Origin of the sequence: Shimia ponticola, assembly GCF_007995215.1 — a bacterium.
Taxonomy (GTDB): domain Bacteria; phylum Pseudomonadota; class Alphaproteobacteria; order Rhodobacterales; family Rhodobacteraceae; genus Shimia_B; species Shimia_B ponticola.
Genome location: NZ_VCDK01000012.1, coordinates 13,039 through 38,070, shown reverse-complemented (window position 1 = coordinate 38,070; position 25,032 = coordinate 13,039). Strand labels below are relative to the sequence as shown.

Annotated in this window: 35 protein-coding genes; 6 read left to right on the top strand and 29 right to left on the bottom strand. The window is 59.5% G+C overall.

Going from position 1 to position 25,032, the window contains the following annotated elements; all coding sequences use genetic code 11:
- The 6 genes from FE702_RS18800 to FE702_RS18720 all read left to right on the top strand — a co-directional run.
- On the top strand, nucleotides 1–242 hold a 242-nt coding region (locus tag FE702_RS18800), incomplete at its 5' end, for a hypothetical protein (protein WP_222611841.1).
- Between the two features lie 18 nt (nucleotides 243–260).
- Entirely contained in the window at nucleotides 261–623 is a 363-nt protein-coding gene (locus FE702_RS18480) for a hypothetical protein (protein ID WP_147127833.1), read from the top strand.
- Nucleotides 624–640: 17 nt separating this feature from the next.
- Nucleotides 641–943 (top strand): Gp49 family protein, encoded by a 303-nt coding sequence (locus tag FE702_RS18475; protein WP_147127832.1) that lies wholly within the window; start codon nucleotides 641–643, stop codon nucleotides 941–943.
- On the top strand, nucleotides 940–1,275 hold the full coding sequence (locus FE702_RS18470; RefSeq protein ID WP_147127831.1) for a hypothetical protein: 336 nt from the start codon (nucleotides 940–942) through the stop codon (nucleotides 1,273–1,275). Before FE702_RS18475 ends, FE702_RS18470 begins: the two co-directional genes overlap by 4 nt.
- A 19-nt stretch (nucleotides 1,276–1,294) precedes the next feature.
- On the top strand, nucleotides 1,295–1,522 hold the full coding sequence (locus tag FE702_RS18465; RefSeq protein WP_147127830.1) for a hypothetical protein: 228 nt from the start codon (nucleotides 1,295–1,297) through the stop codon (nucleotides 1,520–1,522).
- Between the two features lie 12 nt (nucleotides 1,523–1,534).
- Nucleotides 1,535–1,696 carry a hypothetical protein gene (locus FE702_RS18720; protein ID WP_222611840.1) on the top strand — a complete coding sequence of 54 codons (162 nt, stop codon included), beginning with the start codon at nucleotides 1,535–1,537 and terminating at the stop codon, nucleotides 1,694–1,696.
- Between the two features lie 12 nt (nucleotides 1,697–1,708).
- Here FE702_RS18720 and FE702_RS18715 read toward each other — a convergent pair whose 3' ends face one another.
- The 29 genes from FE702_RS18715 to FE702_RS18325 all read right to left on the bottom strand — a co-directional run bounded on the left by FE702_RS18715 (nucleotide 1,709) and on the right by FE702_RS18325 (nucleotide 25,015).
- The gene (locus tag FE702_RS18715; RefSeq protein WP_186827164.1) at nucleotides 1,709–1,858 is read right to left on the bottom strand and encodes a hypothetical protein; all 150 of its coding nucleotides are present in this window, start codon (nucleotides 1,856–1,858) and stop codon (nucleotides 1,709–1,711) included.
- Between the two features lie 72 nt (nucleotides 1,859–1,930).
- Nucleotides 1,931–2,365: a hypothetical protein gene (locus FE702_RS18460; protein ID WP_147127829.1), complete on the bottom strand. Its 435-nt coding sequence runs from the start codon at nucleotides 2,363–2,365 to the stop codon at nucleotides 1,931–1,933.
- A gap of 17 nt (nucleotides 2,366–2,382) precedes the next feature.
- Complete coding sequence (locus tag FE702_RS18455) at nucleotides 2,383–2,811, bottom strand: hypothetical protein (RefSeq protein WP_147127828.1); 429 nt, start codon at nucleotides 2,809–2,811, stop codon at nucleotides 2,383–2,385.
- Nucleotides 2,808–3,071, bottom strand: a complete 264-nt coding sequence (locus FE702_RS18450) for a hypothetical protein (RefSeq protein WP_147127827.1) — start codon at nucleotides 3,069–3,071, stop codon at nucleotides 2,808–2,810. The genes FE702_RS18455 and FE702_RS18450 overlap by 4 nt, the downstream gene beginning before the upstream one ends.
- On the bottom strand, nucleotides 3,058–3,261 hold the full coding sequence (locus FE702_RS18445; protein ID WP_147127826.1) for a hypothetical protein: 204 nt from the start codon (nucleotides 3,259–3,261) through the stop codon (nucleotides 3,058–3,060). Before FE702_RS18445 ends, FE702_RS18450 begins: the two co-directional genes overlap by 14 nt.
- Complete coding sequence (locus FE702_RS18440) at nucleotides 3,245–3,559, bottom strand: hypothetical protein (RefSeq protein ID WP_147127825.1); 315 nt, start codon at nucleotides 3,557–3,559, stop codon at nucleotides 3,245–3,247. The genes FE702_RS18445 and FE702_RS18440 overlap by 17 nt, the downstream gene beginning before the upstream one ends.
- On the bottom strand, nucleotides 3,559–3,753 hold the full coding sequence (locus FE702_RS18435) for a hypothetical protein (RefSeq protein ID WP_147127824.1): 195 nt from the start codon (nucleotides 3,751–3,753) through the stop codon (nucleotides 3,559–3,561). The genes FE702_RS18440 and FE702_RS18435 overlap by 1 nt, the downstream gene beginning before the upstream one ends.
- A gap of 153 nt (nucleotides 3,754–3,906) precedes the next feature.
- Nucleotides 3,907–4,677 (bottom strand): M15 family metallopeptidase, encoded by a 771-nt coding sequence (locus FE702_RS18430; protein WP_147127823.1) that lies wholly within the window; start codon nucleotides 4,675–4,677, stop codon nucleotides 3,907–3,909.
- On the bottom strand, nucleotides 4,677–5,405 hold the full coding sequence (locus FE702_RS18425; protein WP_147127822.1) for a hypothetical protein: 729 nt from the start codon (nucleotides 5,403–5,405) through the stop codon (nucleotides 4,677–4,679). Before FE702_RS18425 ends, FE702_RS18430 begins: the two co-directional genes overlap by 1 nt.
- Before the next feature lie 5 nt (nucleotides 5,406–5,410).
- Nucleotides 5,411–7,312: a sialate O-acetylesterase gene (locus tag FE702_RS18420; RefSeq protein ID WP_147127821.1), complete on the bottom strand. Its 1,902-nt coding sequence runs from the start codon at nucleotides 7,310–7,312 to the stop codon at nucleotides 5,411–5,413.
- Between the two features lie 25 nt (nucleotides 7,313–7,337).
- Nucleotides 7,338–9,395: a hypothetical protein gene (locus tag FE702_RS18415; protein ID WP_147127820.1), complete on the bottom strand. Its 2,058-nt coding sequence runs from the start codon at nucleotides 9,393–9,395 to the stop codon at nucleotides 7,338–7,340.
- Nucleotides 9,380–9,760 (bottom strand): DUF6950 family protein, encoded by a 381-nt coding sequence (locus FE702_RS18410; protein WP_147127819.1) that lies wholly within the window; start codon nucleotides 9,758–9,760, stop codon nucleotides 9,380–9,382. The genes FE702_RS18415 and FE702_RS18410 overlap by 16 nt, the downstream gene beginning before the upstream one ends.
- 1 nt (nucleotide 9,761) lies before the next feature.
- Nucleotides 9,762–10,382 carry a hypothetical protein gene (locus FE702_RS18405; RefSeq protein ID WP_147127818.1) on the bottom strand — a complete coding sequence of 207 codons (621 nt, stop codon included), beginning with the start codon at nucleotides 10,380–10,382 and terminating at the stop codon, nucleotides 9,762–9,764.
- Nucleotides 10,379–11,092 carry a hypothetical protein gene (locus tag FE702_RS18400; protein WP_147127817.1) on the bottom strand — a complete coding sequence of 238 codons (714 nt, stop codon included), beginning with the start codon at nucleotides 11,090–11,092 and terminating at the stop codon, nucleotides 10,379–10,381. Before FE702_RS18400 ends, FE702_RS18405 begins: the two co-directional genes overlap by 4 nt.
- A 3-nt stretch (nucleotides 11,093–11,095) precedes the next feature.
- Nucleotides 11,096–13,411, bottom strand: coding sequence for a phage tail tape measure protein (locus tag FE702_RS18395; protein ID WP_147127816.1), 2,316 nt, complete (start codon nucleotides 13,409–13,411; stop codon nucleotides 11,096–11,098).
- Nucleotides 13,408–14,097 carry a hypothetical protein gene (locus tag FE702_RS18390; protein ID WP_147127815.1) on the bottom strand — a complete coding sequence of 230 codons (690 nt, stop codon included), beginning with the start codon at nucleotides 14,095–14,097 and terminating at the stop codon, nucleotides 13,408–13,410. Before FE702_RS18390 ends, FE702_RS18395 begins: the two co-directional genes overlap by 4 nt.
- Nucleotides 14,097–14,546, bottom strand: coding sequence for a hypothetical protein (locus tag FE702_RS18385; RefSeq protein ID WP_147127814.1), 450 nt, complete (start codon nucleotides 14,544–14,546; stop codon nucleotides 14,097–14,099). Before FE702_RS18385 ends, FE702_RS18390 begins: the two co-directional genes overlap by 1 nt.
- Nucleotides 14,547–14,585: 39 nt before the next feature.
- A complete protein-coding gene (locus FE702_RS18380; RefSeq protein ID WP_147127813.1) occupies nucleotides 14,586–15,011 on the bottom strand; it encodes a hypothetical protein in 426 nt (141 codons plus the stop codon).
- Nucleotides 15,012–15,027: 16 nt separating this feature from the next.
- A complete protein-coding gene (locus FE702_RS18375) occupies nucleotides 15,028–15,366 on the bottom strand; it encodes a head-tail joining protein (protein ID WP_147127812.1) in 339 nt (112 codons plus the stop codon).
- A 26-nt stretch (nucleotides 15,367–15,392) separates the two neighbouring features.
- On the bottom strand, nucleotides 15,393–15,728 hold the full coding sequence (locus tag FE702_RS18370) for a DUF2190 family protein (RefSeq protein WP_147127811.1): 336 nt from the start codon (nucleotides 15,726–15,728) through the stop codon (nucleotides 15,393–15,395).
- A 194-nt stretch (nucleotides 15,729–15,922) separates the two neighbouring features.
- Nucleotides 15,923–18,055, bottom strand: coding sequence for a head maturation protease, ClpP-related (locus FE702_RS18365; RefSeq protein WP_147127810.1), 2,133 nt, complete (start codon nucleotides 18,053–18,055; stop codon nucleotides 15,923–15,925).
- Nucleotides 18,052–19,563 (bottom strand): phage portal protein, encoded by a 1,512-nt coding sequence (locus FE702_RS18360; protein ID WP_147127809.1) that lies wholly within the window; start codon nucleotides 19,561–19,563, stop codon nucleotides 18,052–18,054. Before FE702_RS18360 ends, FE702_RS18365 begins: the two co-directional genes overlap by 4 nt.
- Nucleotides 19,563–19,775, bottom strand: a complete 213-nt coding sequence (locus FE702_RS18355) for a phage head-tail joining protein (RefSeq protein ID WP_147127808.1) — start codon at nucleotides 19,773–19,775, stop codon at nucleotides 19,563–19,565. The genes FE702_RS18360 and FE702_RS18355 overlap by 1 nt, the downstream gene beginning before the upstream one ends.
- Nucleotides 19,772–21,865: a terminase gpA endonuclease subunit gene (locus tag FE702_RS18350; protein ID WP_147127807.1), complete on the bottom strand. Its 2,094-nt coding sequence runs from the start codon at nucleotides 21,863–21,865 to the stop codon at nucleotides 19,772–19,774. The genes FE702_RS18355 and FE702_RS18350 overlap by 4 nt, the downstream gene beginning before the upstream one ends.
- A complete protein-coding gene (locus tag FE702_RS18345) occupies nucleotides 21,862–22,509 on the bottom strand; it encodes a terminase small subunit (protein WP_147127806.1) in 648 nt (215 codons plus the stop codon). Before FE702_RS18345 ends, FE702_RS18350 begins: the two co-directional genes overlap by 4 nt.
- Complete coding sequence (locus FE702_RS18340; protein ID WP_147127805.1) at nucleotides 22,506–22,706, bottom strand: hypothetical protein; 201 nt, start codon at nucleotides 22,704–22,706, stop codon at nucleotides 22,506–22,508. Before FE702_RS18340 ends, FE702_RS18345 begins: the two co-directional genes overlap by 4 nt.
- Entirely contained in the window at nucleotides 22,703–23,413 is a 711-nt protein-coding gene (locus tag FE702_RS18335) for a hypothetical protein (RefSeq protein ID WP_147127804.1), read from the bottom strand. Before FE702_RS18335 ends, FE702_RS18340 begins: the two co-directional genes overlap by 4 nt.
- Nucleotides 23,414–23,600: 187 nt before the next feature.
- Nucleotides 23,601–24,404, bottom strand: coding sequence for a hypothetical protein (locus FE702_RS18330; RefSeq protein WP_147127803.1), 804 nt, complete (start codon nucleotides 24,402–24,404; stop codon nucleotides 23,601–23,603).
- Nucleotides 24,404–25,015 carry a hypothetical protein gene (locus FE702_RS18325; RefSeq protein WP_147127802.1) on the bottom strand — a complete coding sequence of 204 codons (612 nt, stop codon included), beginning with the start codon at nucleotides 25,013–25,015 and terminating at the stop codon, nucleotides 24,404–24,406. Before FE702_RS18325 ends, FE702_RS18330 begins: the two co-directional genes overlap by 1 nt.
- Nucleotides 25,016–25,032 lie beyond the last annotated feature (17 nt).

Sequence of the window (25,032 nt, the reverse complement as noted above, 5' to 3'; positions counted from 1 at the left end):
TATTCCGCGAAGAGGAAGGCCAAGAATGGGTGGTTGTGAACGCAGCAGAAGGCACAGTGAAGGCGAGCGGGGCGACCGCTTATGAGGCGCTGCGGACGGCGTATCAAAGAGAGCAAATCGAGGGCGGCAAAGCCGATCCATTCCCACGACGCTGCCAGACAAACCCTGTGACTGACTTCCATGGTGAGTGCGCGTTTTGCGGCGCAGCGAACGGTCAGCAGTGCCTTGCAAGAATACGCTAAACACAAAGGACCCAAGACATGCCGCATGACGACGCACACTATTACCGCGCGGATTGGATGACTGACGATCAATGGGCTTGCGCTCAAATGGTCGCCGATTTGCTCGGTGGGTTTCACCACGTGTCGGGCGACTTCAATCCTTTGGGTTACGGCTTGCAGGTCAACTTGGCAAACGTCTCGTGGGCCACTCACGACTTCAACACGCTGACGCGCGCGGTATTCTTGGCCCATGCGCGGATGATCCGGTTTGAAATTCGACCTTGCTCCAATCGATCACTAAAGCTCTGCCTCTGGCAGCGGCACAAGCGCGATGGGGCGATGGGCGAACGCCACCCCACAATCCAACAGGCTTTGGAACAGTTTTCCAAATCCAACAAATAGGACCAAAGGAGCCACCAATGTCCAAAGACGAAAAAGTGATTGAGAAGGAAATCCAACAGAAAGGTTTGACCGCAAAACGTGTCACTCCTGAAATGCTGGACGCGGAAATTGTCTCTGAACAATTTCATGTCTTCGACGGGTCTTGCTTGACCGTTTGTTGCCTCACGCTGCGTAACGGCTTCACTGTAACTGGTGAGAGCGCCTGCGCATCGCCTGAAAACTTTAACGCTGAGATTGGCCAGAAGATTGCTAAGGCCAACGCACGCGACAAAATCTGGCCGCTGTTGGGCTTCCGTTTGCGCGACGAGTTGGCTGCATGACCCTGCCAACAAAACAACGGTTGGCCGCCGAGCTTCGCAGGGTGGCCGCCAAAGCCCAGCCTGCGAATGCAGTGATATATGAAGCACTGGCTGCGCGCGCGGAGACCGGCGAGTTCGATGACTATGCCGACGTTCATGTTTGCGGCCCCACAGCCTTGTACATCGAATTGAAGAAAGCGGGTTTCACCAAGTTCGCGAAGCGAGTTGCAGACGGTGAGTTCGACGCCTCTAAGGAAGAAAGCGAGGAATGGGCGCGGTCACAGACTGATCCCGAAACTGTGCGGATTATGCAGGCGATGGGCATAGGCCCGGATCGCAGTCGCGACCACTAATCATAAAGGACCAATCGCTATGCAGAACCCTTCAGCAATTCACCTGACCACTACAGCCGAGGTCAAAGAGCAGGGATGGATAGCCGAAGCGCGCGACAGCGACGGGCATTTGGTTTCGACGCTCGCATGGGTGGATACAGAAACAAAAAATGAAGGCTTGCAGGCCATCGGCGATTTCATAAGCGATTGGACACCCGACATGACTGTCAATGTGTTTAAAGACCGCCTCATTTTAAAACTTGCATAAATGAACGAACACATGCCAATCGCCACCTGCCCTAAATGCGGCAAGCCTCTGCTGGCGGCCTCCGACGGCGCGAGCGGGCCCGAATGCCCAGATCACGGCGTGATCCCACCAAAGTATCTTGACGACCTCATTCCGGCGCTGTGGCGCTGGATTTTCAGCATTGGTCGCAAGTAAACCGCCGAGGATTCAATCAACCCGGCGGCGCAGTTTTTGCCAAATCCGCCAATACAACTTGCGGCGGCGCTTAGGCAAAAGGCGCGATAGCAAGACGATCACAACAAACTCGATCACGCCAGAAACTAGCAAAATTCTTGTTGAAAGTTCCGGCCATTCCATAAGGGCATCCTAACACTCCCTTTGGAATACACACCTAATAGTTGTTAGGAAAGGCCGCAGTCCCGCAGAAGGTCACATTTCACGGCTTTGCCTATCGCGCTGCGCAACCCTTGCCCAGATGGGTATTGCCACAGCCACGAAAACGCCAACCAGCCATAGCAAATTGACCTCGATCTGCGGTTTGTACCAAACATCTGGCATCCGAATTTCGGTCAATGGTATCAGAACACACGCGCCACCGATCGTGGCGTAGGTATCCATCACGGTATCCCATCCGCGCCAGCCCTGCAGCATTTCGATTGCGGCGTAAATCAGCCCGACGATGGCGATGATATACACGCGATAGGGCAACTCACCAGCCGACCAAAGATAGGCGATGCACAGCGACACAGACAGAACATGACCGAGCGCAACGTGACTGATTTGGTTCGTCAGCTCGCCATAAGGATCGCCATGAAAGGCGTCCGGCGTCATCAGTTTTTCCCAGAATGTCTGCCCGCGAGTCATGACAGCATTGTTTGGCGCTACACACCCTCTTTGTCTAGCCGGAAAGGCCCGACGGTCGTCACTGTTAAATGCCCATCGCAATTATGCACAAGCGTTGCTTTGACCTTCCGCGCGGCCTCTGGGACGTCCGACCACTCGAACAATCCAAACGACTGAGGCGACCACCCGGCCGGGTTGCTGCTATCGGGCGAAGCGTCGTCAGGGAACGCAATCGGAACCTCACGCCATTCTGCGGCGTCACGATACCAGCCGATGAAACTGCCAGGAACAACAAGGCAATCCTTTAGCTTGTACCCGCTGACGCGCGCGGTATAGGTTCCGGCCTCATAGGACACCGCCTCTGCCTTCATGCGCCAGACGACAGGCACCAAGCTTTCGGCAACGTCAACGACTGCGTATGCTGCCAGTCCGGCCGCGAGAACAGTAAATGCATGCGATGTGATCATTTTAGAAACTCCGACAAGAAGCGCGACAACCACTCCAGAAACCCGGCGCGAATAGCGATAATGAACGCGACAAAGCCTGCAAGTAACTTGACGAACCGCACCAATGCCCCACCGACCAAAGCCGTTGCGCGCAGGTTCAACCACCAGTTTACAATTTGGCGCAGTGCCGCCGCTTCTTCTTTGGTGAATTCGATCACACCGCCCTCGGGTGCATCTTCGAGTTTGACCAGAGCCGCGTTTCCGACCTTAGGATCTGTCATGTGATCGAGCCTCCATCAAAAGCTCGCGCTGCAATTCATCGACCTTTGTCTCAAGGCGATCAATCCGTTTCCGGGCCTCCGCAACGATTGTGCGCATGGCGTAGCTATAAGCCCCAGCAAATCCGGCAATGAAACACAGCGCATTCACGCCGCCATTCGGCCCAGACAGGTGATCAATTATGTGGTCCATTGTCCAACGCCGCGCTGACGGCCCCCGCTTGATTTGAAAGGACCAAGCGCAAGGCGGCAGCGGCCAAAGCCCAATGAAAAACCTCCCGAATGATCCACCAGCTCGGCGGCAGCAGATCCGACACATAACCGGACACCATGCACAGCACGAATACGTTAACGAGCTGATTTAACGCGCGACCGGCCTTTGTCCTGCGACCGTGCGCTGTTGTTTGAAGCCTGACTTGAATCGCAAAGACCAAATAGGTTGTTGAAATGATGGCGATGACAATGGAATCTGCATGGTCGACGTGGGTCATTATGCACACTCCGCAAAGGCGATGGCGTCATACGTCAGGACCAGCTCACCTGCCGCCTTCAACACCGCGTCAGGGATGCAGTCCCGGTTTTCAGCAATCGCGATGGTCAAAGCATCAACGCGGGGGGCGAGGGCCACAGTCCAGGCCTCGCCGCTCACACCGATCGAGGAACACGCCGGCAGCGTCATCAGCATCAAAGCCGGGGGGAACAGCGTCCGCAGCATTTTCAAGTGTTTCGACATCTTTGTTCAGCCCTTTGTTTTTGATCTTGGTGCGCTCTGCGTCTTGGATGTACAGGAATACGGCGGCCAAAATCGTCAGGCAGACCCCACCGATAATTGCCGCCTTCATAGCCCCAACGCCTCTTTGGTGGCGCGAGCCTCTTTCTGTTTCCGGGTGCGCTCTTTCACGACATGCGAACCACCGGACACGACAAGGTAAATGGCGATGGCCGCGACAATGGCCAAAATAGCCATTTGGACCGCGCTATCTTGGTCTCTGAAAAACGCCAGCAAGCCCGCGCCACTGAGGCCCATTGAGCCAAGCCATTGCTTGACCTGCGCCATGATCGTGCTTGACGATGATGGTGCCTTGTCGGCGTCTTCTAGGATAGCCGCAACGCCCTCTGGCAGTTCCACGGGCTTAGGCGGCGGTGCCGGGGTGTCGATCTGCACAACAGCGTTAGGCACGTGACCGATGGCCTTTGCGCCCTTCGCGCGCGGTGCCATGTCCGTTTTGCCGTATTCGTCCCACGATAGTTGCCAGTGCGGGCCATCTTTGAATGACCGCCAATCGCCGCCCCATTCAAGGCTAACACCCAATTCCTGCGCCGCCTCTTTGATGGCAGGTGCAAGCTGGTGATAGTGCGGCCAATGCCACGAAATTTGCCCGTCAACAAACGGGGCAATATCGACGGCGTGGCCTGTCAGGTGGCGTGAGTTCATCGTTTGAGACGCTCCGGACGCCACCAGTTGTTTCTGGCGGTCCAGCGACCGAAGCCCCTCAATAACGGCAAAGTCGATTGGCGTGTTTTGGATGGCCAGACGGATGACCGCCACAATGTCAGGGTGAACCCCGTTTAGACGGGAAAGACTGCGGCGTGAAAGCTTGAAACCCATCACAACGCCACCACAGTAACGCCGCGATCCGCCATGCGCGCGACCGACCGGGTAAACACGGTCTGAATGTCCGCAGTAGACAATGCGCGTTCAAAATAGATGCATTCCGCAATCTCAATATTCCGCGCGCTGGTGGTAAAGCCGGGGTCGCCCAATGCAAAGTTGGTAGGCCCGTTGGCATAGCCCGAAATGTCGTCGTCAAACGTCTCGAACGTAGAACCCGCGAACATGCGCACGTTACTCGTGATTTGCGTGGTGTCGTGCGTGACTGCAAAGAAATGCCAGGTGTCGTCCGTTGGTTCAAAAGTGGACGTGTGCGTCGTGCCGTTCCCGCGAAAGCTGAATTTGTTTGCCGTACCGCCCGCCCGGAACATGCTGCGCCCGCTTGCTGACCCGACCGCAAGGTTGCCCGTGATCATAGTCACGCCGTTGGTCGAGGCTGGGAACCGCGCAACCGTGCAAATTGTGATACTTTGACCTGTGTCCGCAAGCGGGGTCAGCAGGGCATTCGTCGGGGCAATATTGGCAAAGTTTGCGCCAAGCGAGGGCGGGCTTGCCTGATCGGTCAACGCCACGTCGTCGCCGATCCCGGCATAACTTTCGACACTGGGCCCAAGAACCCAATGCCCAAACGCTGACGGCTCATCGCCCGCAAGGCTTTCAACACTCGAAAGAGGCAGCGACGCTCGCGCACCAGGCACTGTGATAGGCAGCTTTGTAAATTGCATCTATTCTACTCCGACACGGAAAAAACAGGGATTTCAAATTGCGGGCACACGTTGTGCAGCGGACGGTCAACACCGTCGATCCGCTCGACCTCGGGCGCGCTGTCGCGCAAATTCCCGCTGCCACCGTTTTGGTTTGCGATCAGCAGGCCTGCGCCTGTGTAGTCGTGACCGTACCGCAGCACCGTCGCACCGCTTGGCATTGCCGCCAACTCAAAGACCACGTCGCGGCCTTGGATGGTCATGCTGTCGATGGCCACCGTGCCGGCACTGTCAACGACGCGAAACCCGTTATCGATGGTCGCCGCCATCGCCGTTCGATCAAACCGCAGCGGCAGCACAGGCACGTCAAACCGCATTGTGAGCGTCGAGCCGCGCACCGTCGCGCTGATCGGATCAATCCGGTCTGGCACTTTGCCATCGCCGAGCTGTTTCAAAGCGCGCCCAGCATAGGCCCCAGCCCATTTTGAACCGACTGCAGAAAGGTGCAGACCACCTGCGGCAAACGGCAAATGATAGAGGGGCGTGACCAGGAATATCCGATCGCTCTCACGCGCCAGTTCCAGCTGGGCCGCCGGCACATCGGTGCGCTCGATCGTGTCCTTGTTGGTTTGATACGTCAGGCAATAGACGGGCTCAGTCTGACCAGTCTGCGCCTGCGCATCGGCCTCGATGTCCTGCTGCAATTGCAGCAGCGCCGCCTTATAGGTCGCCTTGTCAGTCTGATTTGTCTGATCCGCCTCACCCTGCAGCCATCCGAACGCGGTTAACTTATACTGCGGATCAATGGCGACCATGCCCTGCAGGGCACCAGCCAAAATGACATCGTCATAGTGCGTCGTGCCTTTGCTAAGACCCGCGATCGGCGCGCCGCCCTTGCCCAAGGCCGCACCCAAAATCGCCACGGCGTTCGGATCCTCACCATTTTCGATGGCAGCGAGCGTGCGCGCATAGTTTACGGCACCGGAAACCGGGGTTTCCTCGGTTTCCTCCACAAGCGGCACAAAGGACGCGTACAGCGACGGGTCATCCTCTGCCGCCCCGTCGGTCGCTCCCGGCAGCGCGCCACCATTAAACATCACATTTGAATACGGCTGCGCCAATGACAAAGCCGGATTGGCATCTTTGCCCGTGGAAAGGCTCTGACCGTAGGTGAAAAACGCAATTTTCGACCCGCTCGCCGCAGCAAGCGCCAGATCCTCGCGGTTGCGGGTGCCTTCATCAGCACCACGACGCAGCCCCAAACCGTCGACCGACTGGGCGCTAACGTCCCACCACAACACAGGGCCCAATTCTGCGTCAGATGCAAATGGATAGATCGGGCCCGCACCGGTATAAATGACCGCAGCCTGAGCCGCTGCCCTGCGTGAGTCCTGCAAATCGGCAATATCGGCCTCGGCATCGTTGACGCGCCCCTCGAATGACGCAACGGCCTCGATCTGAATCCAAGGAATGCTGTCGCTGCCGATGGTCGGCGACGCCACCGCCGAGATGAATGCAGTGCCACCAAACTGCGCACCATCTGCCACCAGAACCGTCGCCCACGACAGGGCCGAGCCATCGTCAGCATCGGCGGCGCGCGCCCACGCGCCTGCCGCACTCACATAAATGCCGTTTTCCGTGGCGTCGTTTTGCGCGCGCACCAAAACCCGGCTTGCCGAGGTTGTGACGCCGTCGATCGTCTGTTCGCCCGTCAGCGTGATGTTTGACAACGTCGCGGCGGCAACTGGGGCCTTTGGGTTTGGCGTCAGCTGATCGCGCTCCTCCAACTGCAAAAGCCGCGCGGCCTGCTCGACTGCATCGGCCTCGACTTTGCCACCCCAGTCACGAATTTCGGGCTTGCGCGGGTTGTGCGCATTGTCGACGCCGTCGCGCCAAATCTCACTTGCCCCTCCGTGCGGATAGGTCATTTTTTTACCCCTCGATTTTGCTTGATCAGGCGATGACGGCGGTCACCGGGCCGGCATCGTTGTTGGAATTGACGTTGGACACGTTGACCGACCGGGCGGTCCAATCAAACGTGCCAGCGCCGCTGCTGTCGATGAATGCAATCTCCGCACCTGGACCCGCGTAGACCACGCCGACCAGCACCGCGTCGCGGTAGATTTCGGTTTTCCAAAGGCTTTCGCTGATTGACGCAATCATCTCGACAAGCGCCGCGCCACCGCCCGCATCTGAGACGGTCAGGTTTGTCGGTGCCGCTGGCGGGTCAGTCGCCGCAGCTGCGATCACGTTGGTTATGACAACCGCATCGCCAACAACGCCACCGGGCGTGACGTAAGCCAATGATATGTCGTAGCCCTGCCCATCAATAAGACCAGGAATAACGATCGAGGTCGCATCATCACCGACCGAAACGTCCTGAAAATTATTCTCACCCGTTTTCGACACCTTTAGCAGCGGTGTCAGCGCGTCGCTTGGCGGGGCCTGCCACCCAACGCCGATACCGGCAACAAAGGTGTTAGACGCCGTCCGAATGCCTGCCGCTGCTGCCGTGACGTTTTGGGGCAGGGGCACGCCGGCAGGCGTATCCGGCTCGGGCAATTCTTGCACCGTGCCCTGTTCATCTAAAGCTAGAGAAAACGCCGCAGCATCGATCTTGCGCAAGGTCAGCGCCACCGCCCGCAAAAGGCCCTTGGCAAAATTGAGCGTATGGCTTGCGACCTCATAATCGCCAATCAAACCCAGCTCCGGCGCGTTCAGCGCGATAGTGTCCTCATAGATCGCTGGCAGCGCCCGAGGCTTGCACAAAATCATGACCTCTTGGCGCGGATTGTCGCGCTCGGTGTGTATTTTCATGACCTGCCGAGCTTGGCGATGCGATGGGCACATCAACAGGCTTTTGTCAGGGCCGGGCAGGATTTCGCCATCGTCGGCCACGCGCGACGCATCCTGCCACGACTGGGCATCGACCTCGATATGCCCGAGATCATGACTGTTAAAACGCGCCGGCAACTCGTTGTAGCGGTCGAGAATATCCGGGCCGCTGTTGACCTCCTGCACCTCCAAGATGTCACCATAGGTCAGCGTGAACACAGGATCGACCCACGCCCCGACCTTCAACCCAACCTTGCCTGTCGGTTTCAATCGCATGCGCCCGGCACAGGCGTCGAGCATTCGCGCCAGCACCTTTTGCGGCTTTTCGTTCAACAGATACGACCCGCTGATCCGATAGAGCTTTTCGGTGCCGCCAGTTGCCAAGGCAACTTCACGGTCACAAATGTCAGCCTGCGCGGCGACGTCCTGCGGATCGAACGCATCGGGCCGATTGAACCCATCCGGCGATGCAACATAGTCGCTGATCGCGAGCGCCATGTTTTCGGTGAACTCGGTTTGACCTGTGCGCGGATCTGCACACTTTGTGGTTTCAGCCAAAACAGCCAAATCCGGCTCATTTTTCGGGTACATCGCGCGGTATTTTTCCGGCGGGACACTTTCAGCGATGATCAGCGTCGACCAAAGCCCATCGAGGCGGTGCGCGGACGTCCATTCCGGCCAAACGTCTGTTATCTCGGAATAATGCGTTTCGGGCACAACGCCTTGCCGCTCGATCAGCTGCACCCGCGAGCGACCACCGTGGCGATATTGGCTGTCGGTCACAAAGCCATCGCCATCGATCGAAACAGGTTCGTTGTTCAAATACCGTTCAAGCACTGCCGAAATTTCACCATGACCATGGATCACGACGCGGTAGGATTTGCCCTCGCGAGCGCGGTGAAACACGACATTGCCGCCAACCTTGACCACACCGTAATGACGCGCCCTCGGCGCTGTTGAAACCTTGCTGTTGGCTTGAATGTTTTCCGGGCGCGCCTGTTCCGGGACATCCGGGGCAAATAGGGCATTCGTGGCGGCAGACAGCAGCAGCGAACCGCCAACGCTGACGATCGCTCCGGCAAAGGTCAAGCCGGTCAGCGATGTCGCGCTGACCAAAGCCAGCGTGCCGCCTGCACCAAACAGGGCGGGCGAAATGACAGCTAAGGCCTGCGGCATGACCACCCCCTAAGAATAGAAAAATCATCTGCGATGCGCAGGCCGCGCTGACCCTTTACGACGGCGCGACCATCAACGATCAAGCCGCACAGAGTTTGGCCGTCGAGATGTAAAACCGCGACGCCGTCACCGTCGAGATCCCCGATCATGGGATGAACCATCCGTGGCACGATCAGCGCAACAAGACCACCTGCGGCCATGATCATCTGACGACACGCAAAGCGGCTGGCATAAGTCCCGCGCAGATTGATGGCAGGGTCAAATCCGGTCTCATGCTCGACCGCCGAGGCGCACCACAAAGCACAATCGTTGCTGCCCCACTCAAACGGATCAGAGCGGGTTTTTGCGATGAAATCGGCCAGCATCTTACCAATCCGTCCAGGTGATCAGTTTGTTCGCCTCTGTCACAAACTGCAGACCTTCGTCGTTGGCATGGCGGCGCTTTTGGTCAAGGTAAGTTAGCATCCCATAGACCGGCACACCCTTGCGGGCCATGAAACTTTCGGTTGTCAGACTGACGATCGCGCCGCCGCGCGGGAAAGCCGCTTTCATGCGGTCCATGATGCCAATATCGAAAGCGAACGGATGTCCGGCAGGCTGATTGGTGTCCGGATCAAACAATTGGCCATAAAGCCCCGAGTCCCGCCCCACATAGTCAGACCTGTCGCCGACCATTTGCACCAATTCAGCAGCCCAATTTTCGCGATCGATCCATTCATTGGGAATGCCCAAGCGGTATTCATGAAACGGGGCAAGCTGGTCATCACCACCGCTAAGATCCGGCAGACTGACCAGCAGACCGCCACCCGCACCCCACGTGTACCCCCATTTTTGATCGACAAACGGCACATTGCGATTGGACAGCCAAACCGGCTGCGCCGCGAAGTCCAAGTGCAACATGACGGCCATCTGCACCGCCCCACGGCCCAGCAGATCCATCACATGGTCCTGGTGCTCGGGCGGCTGGGCCTCTAGAAATTGGATCATCTGTCAAAGGCCTCGACAACATTGACCGTCAACGCCTCGGAATGATGGCCGAGATTGATCACCACTTCCCAATCCTCGTTTCCCGCCAAACGCACATCGATATGCGGCTCCGACACGCGCACAAGCGTGCCGGCAGGTGCATCTTTGCGTGCCGGGGGTGAAAATGTGATCTGACCGTCTTGGTTTTCCTCGACCTCATAAAGCCGCGCCAAGATCGAAAACCGATCACCGACCTGCAGGTTGCGCCCAATATATCCTGTCAGCTTAATCGTCGTGTCACCGATGGCTTGCGGATCTGTCAGGAATTCGTCATCGGCATCCGGCAACGCAAAGCCAGATCCGTCGGCAAAATTTGCACCATCTGCAAATGCCGCCGCCCCCTGATCAATATCCGCCTGCGGGACCCCAACGGATTGCCAGAAGGCGACCTTATCACCCTCGAAACGAGGACTTGCGATATTCATCAAGGGCAATCGCATAACACCAGCCCGCCCGCGCAAACGGGTCGGCACCGATCGCAACAAAGCCAAATCGCGCCCGACCATGGTCGGAAATACGATTGACCCGCGCCAAACCCTATTCTCGGTGTAAAGCACCTGTTCGCGCCCATCGATCCCCGGATTGTAATCAGTCGTCTGGCCGATCAGGCGCAGATTTTCGTGCCTGATTTTCTGCCCAAGCGATGCGGTCAAATCCAGAAAGGTTGCCATGCTTTACCCCCGCCGCTGCGCTTGGCGCACCGATGTATTATTTGCCTCGATGCCCATCCGCGCGATTTCGACCGACTGCTCTGCAGCGGCATTAAGGAATTCAGCCTTTAGTCCTGCATCCAACATGATGCGCATCCGGCCCGCTTCCTGCGATGAGCGCCCGCCCATCGCGCGGCTGACCGCGTTGGTCATTTGCCCGTGGTTCAGCACGCCACCATTTGCGCCGACAAACATCCATTCGCTGCGCGGCGTCTGTTCGTTGACCTGATAGATCTGACCGGCGCGCACGCCACCACCCATAGCGCGACCTGGGAAAAGCCCGCCGAGCAATCGACCAAACAGGTTGGGCGTACCGCCACCGGAACCGATCCCGCTCATCCGATTGATTATTGTTTCGATGCCGTTGGATGCCCAATTGGCTGCAATTTTGCGAATTGCATCAAGCGCGAGCGACTTAACATTGCCCCACGCCTCGCCAAAGCTATTCGCCGAGGTCACGGCATCGCCGAGACGCTCCGAAATCGACCGCACATTTTCCCGCAGGGTCTCTAGCGACGATTTCGCCTTGTCAGCTGCGCCTGCAACACCACCGCCACCGGATCCCGCCGCAGACCCACCACCGCCGCCCCCTAGGGCGTCCGAGGCGCTGCCGCCTGCGACCGCTACCTGATCCAACCCATCGGCCAGAGCATCGCTTTCGGCCTGCGCAGCTTCGGCAGACTGTGCAGCCGCATCGATTGCACTGGATAGGTCACCCAAAGCAGCAAGCGGGCGGCGCGCGCCTGAAAACAGCGTGTCAGCGGTCTGCCCCGACTGCACGCCTAGCGAAATCAGGCCAGCCCCCGCCGAGCGCAAACCCGCGCCACCTGGCCCAAAATTCGTTTCGCCCTGCCGCGCACTAAACGCGGCACTCGCGGCGGCAGCAACGCCCGTCGATCCGGCAAAAGGATTGCCGACGCCGCCAAGGCTGACAGCGTCAATGGTGTCGAGCCCCCCAAAATCCCCACGCGCCCAATCGGGCAGGCTGGCGATTGCGCCGTTGATGGCCGTGATAAAGCGATTTACGCGGTCGATCACGCCGTTGATCATGCTTTCGACGCCTTGGATCGCCGCGTTCGCGCCTTGATACATCAACGACCCGAGCGCGTTCGGCAGCGCACCAAACGCAGCGATCATCGCATCCTTGGCACCGAGCGCGATATCGGTCATCCGTGCGCCAAATTCCACACCGCGCGCCACCATGTCCGCAAAATAGGTGATCACATGGCCCACTGCGGTTTGAAAGGCCCCGCGCAGCGCCTGCCCGGCAGCGCGGAACACATCGGCAATTCGCTGCGCGACCTCGCTTGCTAGGCTGCCCAGATGATCCCAAACAGCCCCAATTCCGCCCGACTGCTCGGCCAGCACGCGCAGACCACCAACAAACCCCGACACAGCCCTGAAGGCACCCACAACCGCAGACCAGACAGCGGCAAAGGCCGCACGCACAGCGTCGATAATCCCGAGCGAGCCGTTAACGGCTTGGGCCGTCTCACGGTAAAGAAAAAGCACATCGCCGAGGAATGTGCGCACTTGACGATACCCGGCCACCATCCCCGACAGGCCGTTTGCGATCGCGGTCAGGGCAGGGGCGATGGCGACGGTCAGATCCGTGCCCAGACCGCGCCCGATCAACCCCAAGCGCGACAGAGCGTCATTTGTCTGTTCGATTTTGGCAGCTTCGACCTGGCTGACCTCGCGCCCAAATCTCTGAATTTCATCATTCGCCTGCCGCAGCGTGGCCGGATCCAGCCGCGTCATCGCGATCGAACCTTCCTCGCCGAAAAGAGCGCCAGCAACGGCTGCGCGCCGTGCAGACGGGACGTGGTCAAGCAACGCCTGATTGATTGCCTCGATGCGCTGATCAAGCGGCAGACTGATCAGATCATTCGCTGACAGTTTAAGCTCTTGCAGAGCCTCAGCGGCGGGTCCTGTGCCCCCTGCCGCTTGACTGAGACGCCGAAACAAATCCTTTGAACCGGTTTCCAACTGCGACATGGACACGCCCGCGAGCTCGCCGGCGCGTTCAAGCACCTGCATGCTGCTAACGGTCGTATTCATCGAGCGCGCCAACTTGGCCTGCGCATCGATCAGATCGAGGGCCCGCCGCACCGATTGGGTCGTGCCAATACCAGCGCCCAACACAGCCAACGGGGCCAGCGTGCGCTTTACAAATGCGCCTAGGGCGGTAACGCGACCTCGAACAGATTTTAGGCCCTTGTCAAACTGGACCTTGTCGAGACGCAGAAAGGCCGTCAGGCGACCAACAGGACGTTTCATTGCAGACCTTTCATGCGGGCAAATTCTTCTGCGCTCAGGCGCGGCAGATGTGCGGTTGTGGCATCAAGCGATTGCCACAGGTCGGGCTTGGGCTTGCCGCTGGCGGCATCAGCGGCCCGCGTCACCTCATCAAGCCAATGACGGAAATCCTTTCCGTCGAGTTGCGCAGCGCGGGCCGCAACGGCAGCATCGCACATCGCCGAGATCTGTGCGGATTGGCGGGCCTGTCCGATGCGCGCGTGCTGCCAAAGAGCGAGCGGTTCAAATGCAGCAGCCGGAAATCCGGCGGCAATCCAATCGGCCCGCAACGTGAGGGCCGACGGCAGGCCCGTCGCTTGCGCATTTAGGTTTGCCGAACCCTTGGCCGCCGGGTGCGGTTTGCTGGGAATTGGATCAGCCAGAAAGTTGGTCAACATCGCGGCCAGTTCCTCGGGGCGCGAGGCAAGCATGCGATGCGCCCGTCGCGTGGCACGCGGTGCTGCAACGCCGGACCATTTGAGCGCCGAGGCGGTCAGACCAGCCAGATCGGCGACCAGCGGAGCAGGCAACGGCTTGTCGGGCGCGATTGTCGCTTGGGCGGCCAGCGCATCGAGGACGGCAGGCGCGCTTTTGCCAGTCGCGGTTTCAAACACACACAACCCGCCCATGGTTAACACGGGCGGGCCAGAGCGCAAAAATCGCAACATCAGCTAATTGGCGCGGGCGTTTCAATTTCGGCCATAATCGACAATTTCAGCACTGCCATGCCCTTGTCGCGCATGCCGGCATCGGTCGGATCAAAATACATGACCTTTGCCGCCCAACCGCGCAGCGTGCCGTCTTTGGTCAGCAGAAACTCGATGACCTCGCCCGATGCTTCCAGCGTCCGGAATACGTCATGCGACGCGTGCCCGGCCCAATCCTGCAGAGCGATTTCATATTGAACCGCTGGCCGTGGCGCATTGATTTCCTCACCGACCTTGCCAGGGCTGCGCATGTGACCGACGTCGAGGCGCGGCGGCTCAAGGTTTGGATGTGTGAAATCTTCATGCCCCAGCACCTCGGTTGTCACGGCAGGATCCCCGTGCCGCAGATGCATCTGAATGTCATGATCAAGGCCAGCTTTGGCTTGGCTATAAACTCGCGTCCCGGTCATTTTTAAGTCCTTTCGGTAGGGTCTCGGGGGTTGTTATCGTCAGGCGTCGCGCAGATAGGCAGTCACATGCCAAAGCATCATGACCGTGCCCGTCAGGGTCGCGCCGGTCTGGCCGGTTTTAAATTCGGTTCGCTTTAGGTCAGGCGTCGCAACGCCGGTTTCCACTCGCAGCCCGCCGACCATTTTTGCGCGGATCGCTTCGCCCAGATGGTCGAGCTGATCTTCGATTTGGTCAGCACCGGCGGCGATCGTCGCGGCGATCACCACGTGTGACACCACAGTCGTCAGGCTGCTGCTGTCGGTGGTTTCTTCCTCTGACGGAATCGACACCGAATAGAGCGGCACCTGATCTTCATCAACTTTTGTCGATGACAGAACATGACTGGCATCAGCCAGCAGCGGCTCGGTGGACAAAAGCGTGCGGATCGCGTTGCGCAAGACGCCGCGCGCATGGGGTGTGGTCATTTTGAAAAATGTCCGTTCAGTTTGCGGCCGACGTCACGTCGCGCAATTCAAAACAAATGTGCCTGTCGTCAGCTGGCGACCGCGACGGCTGCCGTGACAGGACCTCGAATGTGCGACCGGGGTGGCTCTCGACCGTAACGCGATCACCCGCCTGCAGACCGTGATCGATGCCACGTCGCACCTTTAGGACCGAGGCCACAGCAAGGATTTCGTGACCATCCTGATCGTTTTGCACGACAGGCTCCTCGCGGTAGATGCCCAGCGTATCGATGGGGTCGGCACCTGCGCGCAGCAGCGTGACAGGTTCGTCGAAAACATCCGAAAACAACTCTGTCACGCCATTGAACAAAGACATGCGCCGCCCCCCGCTATTTTTACAGATCAGGCGATCTGCGACAGGCGCACGACACCTGTGGTGGACGGATTGGCGGCATCGGCCCATGCGTGGCCAGCCTTGGTGTTGCCAGAGGCGGTCGTTGTAAAGTTTTCCGCCGTATTGTCCCAATAAAGTGTGGCACCTTGCGCCCAGGCTTGCGCCTCGACCTTGGGCTGATCTTTCCACACACCCGTCAAACGCAAGTCACAGGTTTCACCGATCGCCGCAGAATTCAGCGCCATGCCGACCAGCTTGCCGACCAAATAGACCTTTCCTGAGGTCATCGCGTCGGTTGCAGTGACGGTCAGAACGTCACCAGTTTGCAGTAGAGTTTTAGCCATGGAAGGAAATCCTTTTCTTAAGGCATAAGAGGGTCTGTCACTGCTGTCACAATGGGCTCGATCATTTCGCTCATCATGCCACCGGACATTTCATCAGCATCGGACTGTGCGCCCGCTGCCATGGCGGCAGCACCGCCATCGGAGGGCGGCGGGTCTGTCCCGCCGCCCAGATTTTCACCGTCGCCGGGCGCTGTTCAGGGCTGACCGGGGTTTTTGTACGCAAAGCGCGTATCTTGCGCCCCGACGCCGAAATCGTGCTCGACCGACATGCCAAAACCCTGCGAGCCGAATGGCTCATCCGTGCGCACACGCGGCCCTTCGGCACCGTCGAGGTAGCCGTAAACCCACTGCGCACCGCCGCCGGCATTCGGCGCGGTCAGCACATACCACTCATTGCCAGCGATGCGCGGCGTTTGCACGTGTTCATAATCACCCGAGAACGGGTTGACCTCGGCGGCGCTGCTGGCAGTGATGTCGGCGACAATCCGTTTCGCGGCCAGCGATTGCTTGGCACCCGTCAGGATGATGCTGGGAATGAGATCCAGCGTTTCACCGTCGATCCCTTTTTGCTCAGAAAACGCAATATTGGCCGCATCCAGCGTTTCGATCGTCAGCGCCGCGCCGGTCCCGGCCAGGTTGCCGCGCTGCGTCCGGAACATGGCTTGACCATCGGACATCTTAGCATTTAGCGCAAAGCTGTAGAATGTGCGATCTTCCCACTGCGCGATGCGCTGACCGTAGCGCGACAGCACCCGGTCGATCGCGCCCAAGTCATCATTGATCATCATGGTGCGGGAAATGGTGATCTGGATACCGTAGGGTGCCAACAACGCGGTTTCTTTGCTTTCGCCAAACGTACCGTGCTTGATCTCGGCGTTATCGCCGATCGGCTGCAGGTCTGGGAAATCACCGGCACGGACCAAGGGCACCTCGCGGAAATCGGCAAATGAGATTTCCTCACTGATCCGGCGATAGGTTGGCTCGACAAAATTGTAACTGTCCAACAACCGCTTGTGCATCACGTTTTCAAAAATCGCCGGAAAGTCCGACGTCGAGTGCGCAGCGGCGGTGAACGCCTTGATCTTGTCGGTGGCTGTGCGCAGCGGGCCATCATAGCCCGAGGCCATGGCGGCGATCTCGACAAGCGAGTTGGCCATGTAATCCCGCGCCGGGCCAGTGACGTCTTTTTGACGCGACAACTGAGCGACCAGTGCAGCGGTCATGCCTTCGTTGCGGGTGTCGCGCTCGTCGCGCAGGATCGTCGCACGGCTGGGGCCGCGACGGGGTGTTCCGGTCATGGGATTGTCCTTTTTCATAACCTTGGCGATATGTGCCGAGGCTTCGGTTGCCGTCATTGATTTGGCGATCATGTGCGCTGCGACGCTGGCCTGCAGGCCAAAATTGGCGACCATCTGCGTCAGCTGAGTTGCCGTTGCCGGATTGTCGTCATCGTCATCTGCCGCATCGATGTCATCGTCGCCGCCCGCAGCTGCCTCGGCGTCGTCATCCATCGCTGCAATGTCAGACGCGTCAGCGGCGGTTGTTTCGTCGTCATCCATTGCGTCGACATCATCGTCGGCAGCGGCGACAGCTTGCGCCGTCTTGACCGGCGCGGCGGCGGTTTCTGGATCGAGTGTGTTAAGGTCCTTTGCGGCCATGGCCGAGCTCCTTTGTTGCGCGGGCAGGCCCGCCATCATGGCCACAAGGGCCGGTTGAAAATCAGGCTTCGCAGCACGCGGCGCAGCACTCAGCAAGGATGCCGGGGCGCGCTTGTAAATTGCGTAGTTGAACGCGGCGACCTCTTGCTCTGTGGCCGGATCGTCAGACGTCTGGTCGGCAAAGCCCTGCGCCACAGCATCAGCTGCATTTAAATACGTTTCTGCTTTCATGATCTGACGCACGTCGGCGATCGGCTGGCCGGATCGTGCGGCGTAGATTTGCGCCATGGCCGTGGCCGCCTGGCCCAAGCCTTCCGCCGCCCGGCGGTGGTCATCTTCGGTGCCCCGCCCGTCAGTAAACATCTGCGCCGGGTCGTGGATCATGATCTGCGCCCCGTGACCCATCACGATCGTGTCACCCGCCATGGCAATAACGCTGGCCGCCGAGGCGGCGATCCCCTCGACTTGAATGGTGACGTCGCCGGCATGATTGCGCAGCAAATTGTGGATTGTGGTGCCTTCATTCAGAATCCCGCCACCAGAATTGAGGTGAACCGTTACCGGGCCGCCATTTGATTCGGTCAGGCCTTGGACCACATCCGATGCGGTGAAACAGGCCTCATCCCAAAACGATTGGCCTACGGTTCCGTAAAGGTAGATGTCGGTCATGCTGTGGTCCTTTCGGGGGTGACGTCGTCGGTCTGTTCGGTGTGCGCGACGGCGGGGGCGGCGGCTGCCTGATATCGGCCATCACTGGAAAAAATCATTTTGTCGCCGTCGGCGCGGATTTGATCTTCCAGGATCTCGGCGTGGATCATGTCAGGATCGCGGCCCAGTTCAGTTTGCGTGCGCTGACGGCTTGTGAACCCGGCGCGCACGGCCTCGATCATCGGCGGCAGTTCGCGGGATGGGTCGACCATAATCCTTGCAGGCGGAACCCAATCGATCGTCGCGGTCATAATGCGAGCCGCTTGCAGGGGGTTTTCAAGCGCCAGAGCTCGCAAAAAGGCGCGCCCGATATGTGTCAGCATCTGGTCGATCAGGATGAATTTCTGCCACCCCTCGACGTTGCGATCCATTTCCAGCCGCCCCATTTTTCCACTGGAAAAGTTGACGCGGCGCAGATCGCCCGACAGCGCCTCATATGTCAGGCCAAGACCCTTGGCGATGCGCGCCAGCTGGCCGCGCGTGAATTCGTCGTATCCCTCGACACCGGGCGGTGTCGCAAAGTCGTAGCTTTCACTGTCCGAGACATCGACCATCGCGCCAGGCGACAGGGATTGCGGCGCAGTGCCAGGCGCATCGGTGCGGCGAAAGATCGTGAACAGAGCGGCGATTTTCTGGCGCACCAGCTGGGCATCGTCGTAGTCGGCCAGATCCTGCAGCGTGAGCGCAACCGGCGCGAACCACGTCACCCCCCGCTCTTGTCCGGGTCGATCCTGACGGTAGAGGTGCAAAACCATCTCTGCCGGGACACGCCGCGACAAAGTCTTGGCACGCCACGTGATCAAGCCCTGCGCGCCTGGGTGTTCTTCATAGAGATGATAGGCGACGCGCTGGCCATTGGCATCGTATTCGATGCCATCCTGCACATATCCCCCATTGGTGTGCGATTTCCATGCGCCGCTGTCGAGGTGGTCGATTTCCAAAACCTCAAACTGCGGATAAAGCCCTGCGCTTTGGTCGTGCTGAACAATCAGCACCTCGCCATCGGTGGCGACGGCGGCCATTGCGAGGCGCTGCAGACCGGCAAGCGTTTCGCGGCCCCGATAATCGACGCGCGTGCTGTCAAAATGCAATTTCATCGCGGCCTTGGCGGTTTCCAAAAGCTCGCTTTCGCCGCCGCCATTGGCTTTGGTTCCCGGCGCATCATCAAAGCCAGCCAGTCGCGGCTGGATACCCTTGCCGACCGTGTGCGCGACAATCGTCTGCACAGCGCCGGTTGCAATGGGGTTGTTGCGGATCATGTCGCGCGAGATCCACGACAGGCGCTGACGTCTGCCGCCCGAGGCGTCGGCGTCACCGCGCGACGGATGCCAGGATCCTTGGCGGCGACCGCCGCCGGCGGCGTCGTAATACGCCATGATGCGGCCCGCTGCCGCTCGCGCCTCGATGCGGCGCAGGCCCGCCATCGGCGCAACAGACAAAACTGCCTTGTCGATCAGAGACAACCGCATTAGCGCGTCCCCCGATCGTATGCCGGATAGCTGATCCCGCTTTGCGCGCCAGCCATACCCTGTTCGGCCTGCAATTGCCGCTCAAGATCCGCGATCCGGGTGCGCAACTCACGACCATCGGCAAAGGACACTTTTTCGCCGCCTTGCTCCAAAGACAAAACGCCCTTGGCATACATATCTTTTAGCCGTGCAAGTTGGGCTGCTGTGCTCATAGCCAATTATCCCTTTTCGGTATCCACGGGGCCGGTGCGGCGCGTGGCGGTGCAGTGACAGGGGCCTTGTCTGGCGCGCCGACAAAGCGTGCATGCGGGTTTGCAAGATCGAGGCGCGCCCAATCAGGCATTGCATCCGGGCGCAGACGCTCGCCGCCTAAGACGATAAACAGCGCCAAGGCCTGCACAGCGTGGTCGAGGCTTTCATTGCGCACGAATCCAGGGCGCTTGGACCAGCGACCTTGGTCATCGCTGCGCTCTGCGGTAAATTCGGTCAGTTCCTCTTGCGTCATCCAGCCGGGAATATGGCAGTAATTCGCGCCATCCTCGGCCATGGTCAGGCTGGCCGCGACCGCGCCCTTCAAGCGGTCGGTGGCCATGTTTAGAATCTGGATATCCCTTGCCGCGCGGCGGTTTGATTTGCCGGATGCCTTTTCAGGCGTAGCGAGCCAAACGCGATCCGGGTAATCACGCTTTTCGCGCCCCCGGCTCAGATACCAGAATTGCCCGAAACCGGCTTTGCGACGTTCGCGTTTGAAGGCGTAGGCGTTTGGTGTCGTCGCCTTTTCGCCTTGCATGTCGACAACCGCAGCCACCGCGCCGAGCTCCCAATCGCCGCCTTCGATCGGCCAGCGGCGGGTTTCCAGATCCGTCAGCACCGACCAGTCGCCAGCATAAAGACCCGGCTTCAAAACCCTGTCCGCAGCATCCTCTTGCGCTTTGGGCGCGACGTTCAGATCGAAACGGTCGATCGGCTTGCGCCGGCCATCGAGGCCCCATGCGTACACACCCACGCTGAAATATGTGCTTTGGACATCAATCGACAGCGTTATGAAACGCGTCCAATCCGGTGCGGTGCCGCGCGGGCCCGGCGCGCGCGATGCCTTCTGGCGCAAATCATCAAGGCTAATGTCTCCGCCTGCGCCAGCACGCGGCAGATAGGCCATGCCGTGGCGCGTATTTATGGTGGCGCGCAGGCTTTCCTCATCGCCGGTCGCGGCGAATTGCGCCTCGGCCTTTACCGTAGCCTGCACGATGTCAGCCCAAGTCATGAACCCGGCCTGCAGACCGTCGAGCCAATAGCCCAACATGATGGTTTTAATGATGTCAGGATCGGTGATAAGGACGGTTTTTCCATCCTTTCCCATATGCCGCCACTGACCGGCGCGGTTCATGTCATCCTTGTGTTCGTGCCCAATGCGTTCGTTGCAATGCGGGCAACGCAGGCGGGCCATGGCACCGCATTCGACCGGGTCGCGGCTGTCTGGATAGTCCAGCAGATTATAGTTTGGAACAAAGCCTGCACCGCATTCGATGCAGTTCCAATAATACCGGGCGCGAGTGCTGGTCCGGTATTGCAGAAACACGCCATAATCGACCAGCGGCGGCACATGGGGGTCGGCGCTGACGCTGTTTTCATCCTTGATTGGCGCGCGGGGGCTGCTTTCCATGATCACCATGCCGCGCGAGCCCGCCATGTGTGTCCGCGCTGACAGCAGGATATATGGCTCGCCCTCGCCGTCGATACTGGATCCCCAGCGGTCGAATTCGGTGGCAAGCGCGACGCGCAGTGTCCGCTCCTGCATGCGACTGGCCGTTGCGATATCCAGTGTCACGTGTGAGCCGCCACGAAAGAGCTTGCTTTCGATCGTATCGCTGCCGCGTCCGGATCCACGCATCGCAGCGATGTCAGGCGAATTGCGCACGATCGCCGAGAACGTGTCGAGCTCGAAACTGTCGCGGGTCGTGCGTTCGTCGAAATAGATGGCGACGCGGCCAGGGTCGCACATGATGCTGTGCGCCCAGACGGCGTTTAGCAGCATGGTTTTCCCGGTGCGCGACGGGCCGGCAAACACCATTGCGCGATAATCACGCGACGTGGCCATTTCCATCGGCTCATTCATGTAAGGCACGGTGTCGCGATTGAAGCGTGACCATTGCTCGTTGACCTTGACGCGCATATGCGCCTCGGCGGCGTCGACCACCGAAACGCGCTTGGGCGGCTGCAGAGACGGCAGGGCCTTGGCCAGCGCGTCACGCGGGTCGCGATAGGGCGGCAGGGGTTTGAAATTGCGCGGCTGGTAACTCATGACAGCGTCAACTGCGGATTCATGTCTAAATTGGCCTCATAGGCGGGTCCGATCAGGCTTTCGCTGATCTCTGCGCCGAGGGATTCCAGAAGCTCTTCCAGGGCCCGTTCGACTTTGCGGGTTTCTGGTGGCGTCAATTGCAGTTCGCGTTCGAGGCGATCCGGCAGGCCAAGCGCACCATTGCGGAATGTGACCATCAGGCCTTCCAGTAGATTGAAAACGGCGTCGATCTCCGTCAGCCGACCGCGCTCGCGCTCGGCTCTGGCCATATCCATCGCGGCGCGGGCGGCCTCGCCGATCTGCTTGCTGGTAAGCGCCGGCGCGTCGTCAGACGCCGGCGCGATATTGATCAGGCTCGCTTGCATGCTGGCCAGCTTGCGGTCGCGATCGGCGCGGGCGGCTTCGCGATGGGCGCGCCAAGCGTAGCACCACGAAAACCGCAAAACGTATTGCTTGCCGTTGGTGCCGCGCGACACGACAGGCATCGGCAATTCGGGGTCGTTGATCCAATCTTTGACCGTGTTCACCGACACACCAAAGACTTGGGCCGCCTCGGTCATGTTGAGGTCAATGCATTCCTGCCCATCGGGCAATGGGTGGTCGGCCAGCCATTGGTCGAGGTCAGCGTGCTGGGCGTCGGTCATGACGTCGAACCGCAACAAGAACCACAACCCAGCGGATATGGAAAATCCGAAAATCCCCCCAAAAACAGGGCGCGAATTACCCGTGTGCGAAGGTTGGAAGGAAGGACCCGCGCCATTTTTTCCTTGGCTGCCAGCACGCCCGACGACGCGGCAAGGCTCAAATCAGCCCGACACAGCCCAAAAAGCATCGCGATCATTTGCGGCTCCGCATGGCCCGGTCGAGCCACTTGGCAAAAGCCTCGGGAAACTCATCGGCCATGACCTCGATGACGTAGTCCTCAAACCCCAAGCGGGGATTGTAACGCGCAACTCGATCGGTAAACGCGAGGATCATCTTCAGGCGACCGGACGGGGACCTTGCGAACACACCAGGCGCAAGACCAGCACGCGGCACAAAGAACACGTCGCGCGACGGCCTGCGCCGACGCGAGGCTGCGGTTGTGTTCGATGTGCGATCTCGCTGCGCACCAACACCCGACAGCACTTGTTGCAGCTGACCGGGGCTCAGATTGCCCGCCTTTGTCAGCCGCGCATCTTGTGCAGGGATGACGGTTTGCAGAACGCCCTCGAATGCCACGTTTCGCGCCAGCAGCTTTTCAATGCCAGTTTGCGGACGCGGGCCGCCATCTTCCTGCGCAAACAGATAATGACGCCCGCCCTGCCGATCTTTTGGCAGGACGGTGGCCTCTAGCTTCGACTTGGTCGCGCCCTGTGCCCGGAACGCATTGCGCGTAAATGCCGTCGGCTGATCGAACACCGTTTTCATGTGATCGCCGAGGCCGCGCGCAGCTGTCCATGCGGTATCGGTCAGCGCACGCGCAGCCGCATAAGGCGCTTGTTCTTTTTCAAGATGGGAAAGACCACGCGTCAAATCACGCGCGTCGAGCGTCATGCTGGCCTGCATTGTCCTGTCGGGTTTGATTGTTGGAAAAAACGCTGTGCAAACGGGGCCATGCACATGGCAATGACACGACCCCGCCGCACGCGCGCTGCTGCTAAGACCGCAGAAATGCAAAGCGCCGCGAAGGTCAGTTCCCTCGCGGCGCAGTTCTGTGGTTGGCTACTTGTCTAGCCCTGCAGCATGAAACCTGTCAAAAGCTTTTTTCGACGCCGTGATTTTCCCAAGGATTTCTAGGCGGTAGCCGGTCACTTACCTTGATATAAGGCAAATCCAACGCCTTGATGACAGGCTGCAGGCCCTGCAATTGACCCCACCAGTTCAGATAACGGCGACGCGCCGAGGCAATCTGGGCGGGCGTGTTGACGACGGTGACCTCGCAGAAATCATGCGTCACCTTGCGGCGACCGCCCCGCGTGATCTGCCACGACCAATCCGTTCCCCTCGTAACTTTGGCGCGCACGCCATGCTGATTGGAATGCACCGCCACCGGGACAAAATAAGGGCACGCACCGACCATGGCATCCGGAACGGTCGCGCTGCGCGCATGCTCGATTACAAGACCCACCATCGATGGCAGGCACGACTGCGCCACCGCGAACGCAACCGATAGCGCGGCATCGCATGGCTCACTGCTGCCGCCACCATCAATGCGCACGCCACCCAGCTCACCACGACGGATCAGCGCCGCGATCGGGCTTTCGCCGCGCGTCAAATGATCGTCGTCAAAATGATAGGCCTGCACACGTTCGCGATGAAATGCCCACTCCAAAACCTCTTTCACACCCAGCACCTCGATGCGCCGTGGCGCAGGCCGCTGCGACCGTGGCGACGGCGCAGCCGCACGGTATTGCGCGACCAGCGCGTCCCAATCCACAGGCGCGCGATATGGGCCTTGAACATCGACATCCCAGCCCTCGGGCGCGTCAACCGCATGGCGCGGCAACTGCCCAAGATCAGGATTGACCGCCACGTGTGGCCGAGGCTTTCGATCCATCATGCTGCACCTTTTTCGTTTGTCTGTTGCCCCGCGCGCCCCGCCTTCAAAAGATCCTGCGCACGCCGCTCATCCAACTCAAACGCCGCCAGAAATTCATGGTCATAGCTGACATTGCGCGACCGTTTTTCCGCTTCGCGCTCTGCCTGCGCCGCCCACTGCGCCGCGCGATCCGCCACAAGCTTGCGCTCTTGATCTTTGATCGGCGGGCGAAGGTATTTTTGCCAAAACCGCAATTCCGCGACCAATCGGCCCGGAACAGCAGCAGCTTCGACCCCGGCCCGTGAGGCAAACCAGGACTCGACGTTCGGGTTATCCTCAATCCTTTGTGGCTCAAAAGCATGCGCACAGGACAGAAACGACACGCGGTCTGGCCAAAAGCACCTCGCCGACCCTTGCCCGTTTCGGGTTGCCCACCAGCGCACCTGCTGCAACGCCGCGTCGCTCAGGTAGGCAAGCTCATCACATAACGACGCGATCTTACGCTTGGCATCCGCCTCACTGACCTTCTTGGGAAACCGCATCCCCGACTGTTCAAGCGGGTCAATCAGCAAACGCCGCACACGTTGCCGCTTGCCCTCGGGTTTGTCTGTCTGGGTGCTGTCGGTCATGCCACAGCCCCATTCAT

Coding starts and splice junctions, on each gene's coding strand:
- FE702_RS18480 (WP_147127833.1), top strand. CDS start 261: ATGCCGCATGACGACGCACACTATTACCGCGCGGATTGGATGACTGAC.
- FE702_RS18475 (WP_147127832.1), top strand. CDS start 641: ATGTCCAAAGACGAAAAAGTGATTGAGAAGGAAATCCAACAGAAAGGT.
- FE702_RS18470 (WP_147127831.1), top strand. CDS start 940: ATGACCCTGCCAACAAAACAACGGTTGGCCGCCGAGCTTCGCAGGGTG.
- FE702_RS18465 (WP_147127830.1), top strand. CDS start 1,295: ATGCAGAACCCTTCAGCAATTCACCTGACCACTACAGCCGAGGTCAAA.
- FE702_RS18720 (WP_222611840.1), top strand. CDS start 1,535: ATGCCAATCGCCACCTGCCCTAAATGCGGCAAGCCTCTGCTGGCGGCC.
- FE702_RS18715 (WP_186827164.1), bottom strand. CDS start 1,858: ATGGAATGGCCGGAACTTTCAACAAGAATTTTGCTAGTTTCTGGCGTG.
- FE702_RS18460 (WP_147127829.1), bottom strand. CDS start 2,365: ATGACTCGCGGGCAGACATTCTGGGAAAAACTGATGACGCCGGACGCC.
- FE702_RS18455 (WP_147127828.1), bottom strand. CDS start 2,811: ATGATCACATCGCATGCATTTACTGTTCTCGCGGCCGGACTGGCAGCA.
- FE702_RS18450 (WP_147127827.1), bottom strand. CDS start 3,071: ATGACAGATCCTAAGGTCGGAAACGCGGCTCTGGTCAAACTCGAAGAT.
- FE702_RS18445 (WP_147127826.1), bottom strand. CDS start 3,261: ATGGACCACATAATTGATCACCTGTCTGGGCCGAATGGCGGCGTGAAT.
- FE702_RS18440 (WP_147127825.1), bottom strand. CDS start 3,559: ATGACCCACGTCGACCATGCAGATTCCATTGTCATCGCCATCATTTCA.
- FE702_RS18435 (WP_147127824.1), bottom strand. CDS start 3,753: ATGCTGATGACGCTGCCGGCGTGTTCCTCGATCGGTGTGAGCGGCGAG.
- FE702_RS18430 (WP_147127823.1), bottom strand. CDS start 4,677: ATGGGTTTCAAGCTTTCACGCCGCAGTCTTTCCCGTCTAAACGGGGTT.
- FE702_RS18425 (WP_147127822.1), bottom strand. CDS start 5,405: ATGCAATTTACAAAGCTGCCTATCACAGTGCCTGGTGCGCGAGCGTCG.
- FE702_RS18420 (WP_147127821.1), bottom strand. CDS start 7,312: ATGACCTATCCGCACGGAGGGGCAAGTGAGATTTGGCGCGACGGCGTC.
- FE702_RS18415 (WP_147127820.1), bottom strand. CDS start 9,395: ATGCCGCAGGCCTTAGCTGTCATTTCGCCCGCCCTGTTTGGTGCAGGC.
- FE702_RS18410 (WP_147127819.1), bottom strand. CDS start 9,760: ATGCTGGCCGATTTCATCGCAAAAACCCGCTCTGATCCGTTTGAGTGG.
- FE702_RS18405 (WP_147127818.1), bottom strand. CDS start 10,382: ATGATCCAATTTCTAGAGGCCCAGCCGCCCGAGCACCAGGACCATGTG.
- FE702_RS18400 (WP_147127817.1), bottom strand. CDS start 11,092: ATGGCAACCTTTCTGGATTTGACCGCATCGCTTGGGCAGAAAATCAGG.
- FE702_RS18395 (WP_147127816.1), bottom strand. CDS start 13,411: ATGAAACGTCCTGTTGGTCGCCTGACGGCCTTTCTGCGTCTCGACAAG.
- FE702_RS18390 (WP_147127815.1), bottom strand. CDS start 14,097: ATGTTGCGATTTTTGCGCTCTGGCCCGCCCGTGTTAACCATGGGCGGG.
- FE702_RS18385 (WP_147127814.1), bottom strand. CDS start 14,546: ATGACCGGGACGCGAGTTTATAGCCAAGCCAAAGCTGGCCTTGATCAT.
- FE702_RS18380 (WP_147127813.1), bottom strand. CDS start 15,011: ATGACCACACCCCATGCGCGCGGCGTCTTGCGCAACGCGATCCGCACG.
- FE702_RS18375 (WP_147127812.1), bottom strand. CDS start 15,366: ATGTCTTTGTTCAATGGCGTGACAGAGTTGTTTTCGGATGTTTTCGAC.
- FE702_RS18370 (WP_147127811.1), bottom strand. CDS start 15,728: ATGGCTAAAACTCTACTGCAAACTGGTGACGTTCTGACCGTCACTGCA.
- FE702_RS18365 (WP_147127810.1), bottom strand. CDS start 18,055: ATGACCGACATCTACCTTTACGGAACCGTAGGCCAATCGTTTTGGGAT.
- FE702_RS18360 (WP_147127809.1), bottom strand. CDS start 19,563: ATGCGGTTGTCTCTGATCGACAAGGCAGTTTTGTCTGTTGCGCCGATG.
- FE702_RS18355 (WP_147127808.1), bottom strand. CDS start 19,775: ATGAGCACAGCAGCCCAACTTGCACGGCTAAAAGATATGTATGCCAAG.
- FE702_RS18350 (WP_147127807.1), bottom strand. CDS start 21,865: ATGAGTTACCAGCCGCGCAATTTCAAACCCCTGCCGCCCTATCGCGAC.
- FE702_RS18345 (WP_147127806.1), bottom strand. CDS start 22,509: ATGACCGACGCCCAGCACGCTGACCTCGACCAATGGCTGGCCGACCAC.
- FE702_RS18340 (WP_147127805.1), bottom strand. CDS start 22,706: ATGATCGCGATGCTTTTTGGGCTGTGTCGGGCTGATTTGAGCCTTGCC.
- FE702_RS18335 (WP_147127804.1), bottom strand. CDS start 23,413: ATGCAGGCCAGCATGACGCTCGACGCGCGTGATTTGACGCGTGGTCTT.
- FE702_RS18330 (WP_147127803.1), bottom strand. CDS start 24,404: ATGGATCGAAAGCCTCGGCCACACGTGGCGGTCAATCCTGATCTTGGG.
- FE702_RS18325 (WP_147127802.1), bottom strand. CDS start 25,015: ATGACCGACAGCACCCAGACAGACAAACCCGAGGGCAAGCGGCAACGT.